4 protein-coding genes are annotated in these 4890 nt (G+C 66.1%); 1 reads left to right on the top strand and 3 read right to left on the bottom strand.

Features of this window, described 5'->3' with window-relative positions; translation table 11 throughout:
- The first annotated feature begins 55 nt into the window (after positions 1–55).
- On the top strand, positions 56–874 hold the full coding sequence (locus tag MUO23_10410) for a ZIP family metal transporter (protein MCJ7513366.1): 819 nt from the start codon (positions 56–58) through the stop codon (positions 872–874).
- A gap of 355 nt (positions 875–1229) precedes the next feature.
- Here the strand turns inward: MUO23_10410 and MUO23_10405 are convergent, their stop codons facing one another.
- The 3 genes from MUO23_10405 to MUO23_10395 all read right to left on the bottom strand — a co-directional run bounded on the left by MUO23_10405 (position 1230) and on the right by MUO23_10395 (position 4717).
- The gene (locus MUO23_10405) at positions 1230–3410 is read right to left on the bottom strand and encodes a hypothetical protein (protein ID MCJ7513365.1); all 2181 of its coding nucleotides are present in this window, start codon (positions 3408–3410) and stop codon (positions 1230–1232) included.
- An 18-nt stretch (positions 3411–3428) separates the two neighbouring features.
- Positions 3429–4001, bottom strand: a complete 573-nt coding sequence (locus tag MUO23_10400; protein MCJ7513364.1) for a hypothetical protein — start codon at positions 3999–4001, stop codon at positions 3429–3431.
- A 65-nt stretch (positions 4002–4066) separates the two neighbouring features.
- Positions 4067–4717, bottom strand: coding sequence for a DUF1080 domain-containing protein (locus MUO23_10395; GenBank protein ID MCJ7513363.1), 651 nt, complete (start codon positions 4715–4717; stop codon positions 4067–4069).
- Between the last annotated feature and the right edge of the window lie 173 nt (positions 4718–4890).

The following is a 4890-nucleotide window of genomic DNA, read 5'->3' as shown; positions in this document are numbered from 1 at the left end:
GAGCATTGGGCGTCTGCCCACAGGGACGGATCGGGTCCAGGCTCAGACGAGAGGCATGGCGTTGGTTGACTGGTTCCTCGAGCTGAATGCCATCCAGCAGGCCCTGTTGGCCACTGGCTTCACCTGGTTCGTGACGGCCCTTGGCGCGGCGGCGGTGTTCCTCTTCCGGGAGATCACGCCCAAGATGCTGGACGGCATGCTCGGTTTCTCCGCCGGGGTGATGATCGCTGCCAGTGTATGGTCGCTGCTGCTTCCTGCGATCGCCCTCTCCGAGGGCGGCACGCTCCCGGTCTGGCTCCCGGCAGTTGTGGGGTTCATGCTGGGGGGTGGGTTCCTGCGGCTGATCGACATGCTGCTTCCCCACCTGCATCTCGGGTTCTCCGATGAGGAGGCCGAGGGCTTGCCGACACGCTGGCGGCGCAGCGTGCTCCTGGTGCTGGCCATCACCATGCACAATTTCCCCGAGGGGCTGGCGGTCGGGGTCGCCTTTGGGGCGGCGGCTGCCGGCTTTCCGGCGGCGACGGTGGCCGGGGCGGTGGCGCTGGCCATAGGCATCGGCTTGCAGAACTTCCCGGAGGGCACCGCCGTCTCGGTGCCGCTGCGGCGCGAGGGGCTCACCCGCCGGCGGGCGTTCTTCTACGGCCAGGCCTCGGGAATGGTCGAGCCGGTCGCCGGAGTGATCGGGGCGGCGGCCGTGTTGCTGGTGGCGCCGATCCTGCCCTACGCCCTGGCCTTCGCCGCCGGGGCGATGATCTTCGTCGTGGCCGAGGAGTTGATCCCCGAGGCGCAGCGCGCCGGATACACCGACGTCGCTACCTTCGGCACCATGCTCGGCTTCGCCACGATGATGGTGCTGGATGTGGCGCTGGGGTGAGCCCGCCCAGCATCCCCGCGTCGGCCCTGGGCGTCGTCGTCCTTCGCTGCCGTCCATCCATTGGGTGGACGCGAGTCGGGCTCCCGCCTCGGCTTTCATCCGGGTGAGTGCGAAGCCAACCCGCCTGGCGGCTAGGTGCCCGACGACACCTGTGGCGGAGCACTCTGGCCTCACGACCGGTTCCCTGTAGCGACCACGGGCCATCCGGCCGATGAACCGACGATCGTCTGTCGCGTGAGCCCATGAGCAGGGAGTCCGGATCGGGCGCGACGAGAGCGTCCCTACGGGGTGAGTCAAGACCTCCGCACCACGCATAGTGCGGAGGTCTTGACATGGGGCACGTCCGCCCCGTAGCCTACGGCTGAGGAACCTTCTGGTAGATCCAAGGCTCGTCATCATAGATCGGCTCTGTAGCCCACATCCGGAGCTCGGTGGGAGTGCAGGTGTAGGTGAAGTGGGACTGTGCCCCCTCTGGGCCGGCGCCAAAGGGAGCGAGGAAGGCATCGTCCAGCAAACCTTCGATGACCTGGCCGCCGAAATCAGCCTGCGACTGGGTCTGGATGCCGGGACTCACCAGGGTCGTCAGGAACTCCCCCTCCATGGCGAGGTAGTCCAGCAGCGAGGATCCCGAGAACTGAACGGTGATCGTCAGAGGAATGGATTCCCCCGCCAGGCCGGGTGTGCTTCCTGTGGTCTGCACGCCAAAGGGCAAGGCCTCGGCGAGTAGCGTACCGTCGCTGCGGGCTTCGAGTTCCAAATCGCCGCTCGTGAGCAGGTTGTCCACCGGGAGCGCCTCCGCCCCCTGGGTGACCGTCTGGAAGATGTCCGAGTAGCTCTGGTGCGACATACGCCACCGCCCCAGAACGCAGGTGTCACACACACCGCCTTGGTTGGGTTGATCGACGACTGCATCGATCTTGAAGGTGCGTGGCACGCCGGAGGTGCCGAGGCTGGTGACCAACACGGCATAGCGGGCGCAGCCCGCGTCGCGGTCAATCTTCACCCCAGTCCAGGGCGGGGCGACGATCGGCCGGGCGGCGGGCAGGACCTTGTCGTCGCTCGTGCCCGCTTGCAGGTGGTATCCCAGCCCCCCGCCCAGCGCCACGTCATAGCGGGCGAGGACAAAGTCGCGGGCGGGAAGGTCATAGGCCTGGGTGGCGAGGATGCCCACCTTGTCAGTCCAATAGTCGGGCAGCCACGACGCCGGGATTGCGGCGCCACTCGTATCGACGAGTTTCTGATCGATGATTGCCCTGCCGAATTCGTGCCAGTAGTCGGGCATGCCGGCATACTCGCTCAGCATCTTCATGTGCGCCAGGTGCGGCTGGCCGGTTGGCAGGAGGTGAAAGAGGGCGATCAGCCCCTGAGGTTGAATCTTCTTCTCGAGGAACTGGAAGAAGAGCGTGTTCTCGTAAGCCATCTGGAAGATCGTCTGGTTGGCGGACTTGTAGATGAAATACGGGAAGCGATTCCATTCCTTGTTGACGGTGGGGTACACCAGGTTGCTGAAATATTCCGCGGAACCCTCACCCCACCAGCGCTGTGCACTCCAGTCGTCGAAGTGCTGGGGGTAGTTCCAGCCCTGGAAGCAGTGGAACATCTCATGGGCAACCGTCTGCTTGAAGCCAGCGATCCCGGAGGCTCCTGAACCGCCGGGGTTGTAGTTGGACAAGGCGAGCGGGTAGATGACGATCAAGCAGGAGACGTCCCCACTCTCCGAAGGGACCTCGGCCAGGGACGACGGCCCTCCGGACTGCAGCATGGCGAAGACGACCCCGACCGACCCCATGCTTCCGAAGGGCTTGTAGGTCTTCCATGCATCCAGTACAGCTGCCTTGGCTGCGTCGGCAAAGACCTTGGAGCCCGGATCGGAGGCCCAATCCGCCGGATAGTACACATCCACGCCTTCGGCACCCATGGGGGCTTGCGCCACAAGGTAGCAGATGATGTCTTGCTCGGGCGGGAAACCCGCTTCGTACAGGTCCTCGCACTTCGGGTCTGTCATGGCCGGAGCCGCCAGGCCTCGATATCCCCGGCGGGACTCCCCCTCCGGCCGCGAGTATTCCTGGAGCCGGTCTGGAGAAGGCACGATCACGCCCAGTAGCTCGTCGATTTCGGCGCGCACGGCGGGGTCTTCCCCTTCGCGGAGGTAGCGCCTCGCCTCCCGGATCACTCCGGTCAACTCGCGCTCGCCGAGTTCTGTCTGGGCGAATGGATCCTCACCTCTGCCTGCGACGGCTCGCAGCACCGCCAGCAGGCCCTGCTCGGGGGTCCACATCCCGCTCTCGACCCCGGCCAGAATCGCCTCATAGTAATCGCCGGGAGGCAGATCCTCGGGCGAGTCGATGGGAGCCGGGCCGTCGGTGTCACCGCCTGAGCCGGGGTTCGTCGCCTCCGTCGAAGAGGCTGCATCCGGCGTGCTGCCGGTTCCAGGTGTGGAGGCCTCGGGAATCGCGGCGGGCGCTCCTAGGCTGCAGGCCAGGGCGAATGCGATCAGCCCAGCCACCGGTGTCAGCAATCGTGTGCGTGTTCTCATCGTGGGTCTCCTATGCGGTCAACCGCCGAGCCTCCAACCCGAGGCCAGCGACCGGATCCAGCTCGCGACCCGATCAGGCGCCAGGGTTTGCGCTGTGCCGATCACTGACAGCCCGATCCCGAGCACAAGCGCCGGCAAACCCGCCAGGCGCAACGGGAATCGCAGTACGGCGTCCCAGCCACGGGCCGGCGGCTCGTCAAGCGCCAGCACCCGCCCTATGCCGATGCCCACCAGCACCACGCCGGCGGCCAGCGTCAGCAGGCCAGGGCGGGCGAGGATCCCATCCAGCACCCCGTCCCAGCCCAGAATCAGCGCCGCCCCGCCGGCGCAGGCGAGGGACCATCCGGCGGCCAACAGGAACGCGTTCTGCCCGAGCGACCATGCCCTTCGAAGATCGACGGCGCCCCGAGTCCCCGGCTGAACCCCTGCGTGAATTGTCCGCAGGTTGAACCAGGCCGCCGCGCCGATGCCGCAGCCCAACAGCAGTACGGCGAATTGAAGCGGCCAGGCGTGGGTCAGCCGGTCGCTCAGCCAGAAGAGCAGCAGGCTGGCTCCCAGCAGGGCGCCGATGAGCACCTGCTGCGATGCCACGCGGGCGACCATCTCAGAGATACGTTTCAGGGGATCGTTCCCAGGCGTGGCGGAGCGCTCCTGGCTCACGGCGTGCTGACGACCAGGTTGTCGAAGTACACATCGCTGAGACCCTCCGAGGCGCCGCCAGCCCCCAGGGCAAAATCACCCGGACCCAACGCCTCGCCCTCCATCTCACGCTCGAGCACACGCTGGCCATTCAGATACAACGACAGTTGATTGCCGAGACAGTCAGCGCGAAGCCGGTTCCAGCCCGGCTGCAGCATGCCCTCATCGAGCACGGTCAGGCGGGCGATCTGCTCCTCGCCGCCGAGATAATCGGTGATCTCGACATGACCGTCGGCGCCAAGGCGGAAGAGGTAGAAGCTGCCTGACTCCTGGCTCCCGCGACAGAGCAGGTAAGCGCCAGCTTCGGCGCCTTCGACGAAGCGCACATCCGCCTCAAGTCGAACGTCCCCGAGGCGCTCGCCCGCCGAAGCGGCGATGAAGTCATATACCTCCTGATCGTTGTCGATCCAGGCGCGGAATACGCCGTCGACGCATCCGTACCCTTTGCTGGTGCTCCCCTCCATCGATCCGAAGCGGCAAAACTCCTGTGCAAAATCCTCCTCAAACCCCTGCTCCGCAACCGGCGGGGCAGCCGCGCCGCAGGCTGCAAGGAAGAGGGTCAGGAGCATCGCGGGCGCCAACGCGAAGCGGGTAGATGGTGCCTTCATCGGATGGTTCCTCCTGTTTCCTGGATGCAATAGTCTTCGGGTGGCGATGTGCGCCCAGCGGCCACGGCAGGAACCGCGACGACGCCAGAGCCGACTGCCGGGCATCCATTCGGCATCCTCACTTCTCCCCTGGAAACTCGCGCTGCGCCGCTGCACCACACGCCAGGTTGGTC

It is taken from the genome of Anaerolineales bacterium, assembly GCA_022866145.1.
Lineage (GTDB): Bacteria > Chloroflexota > Anaerolineae > Anaerolineales > E44-bin32 > PFL42.
Note: the sequence above shows the minus strand (reverse complement) of the source record. Positions and strands in the feature narration are given on the sequence as shown.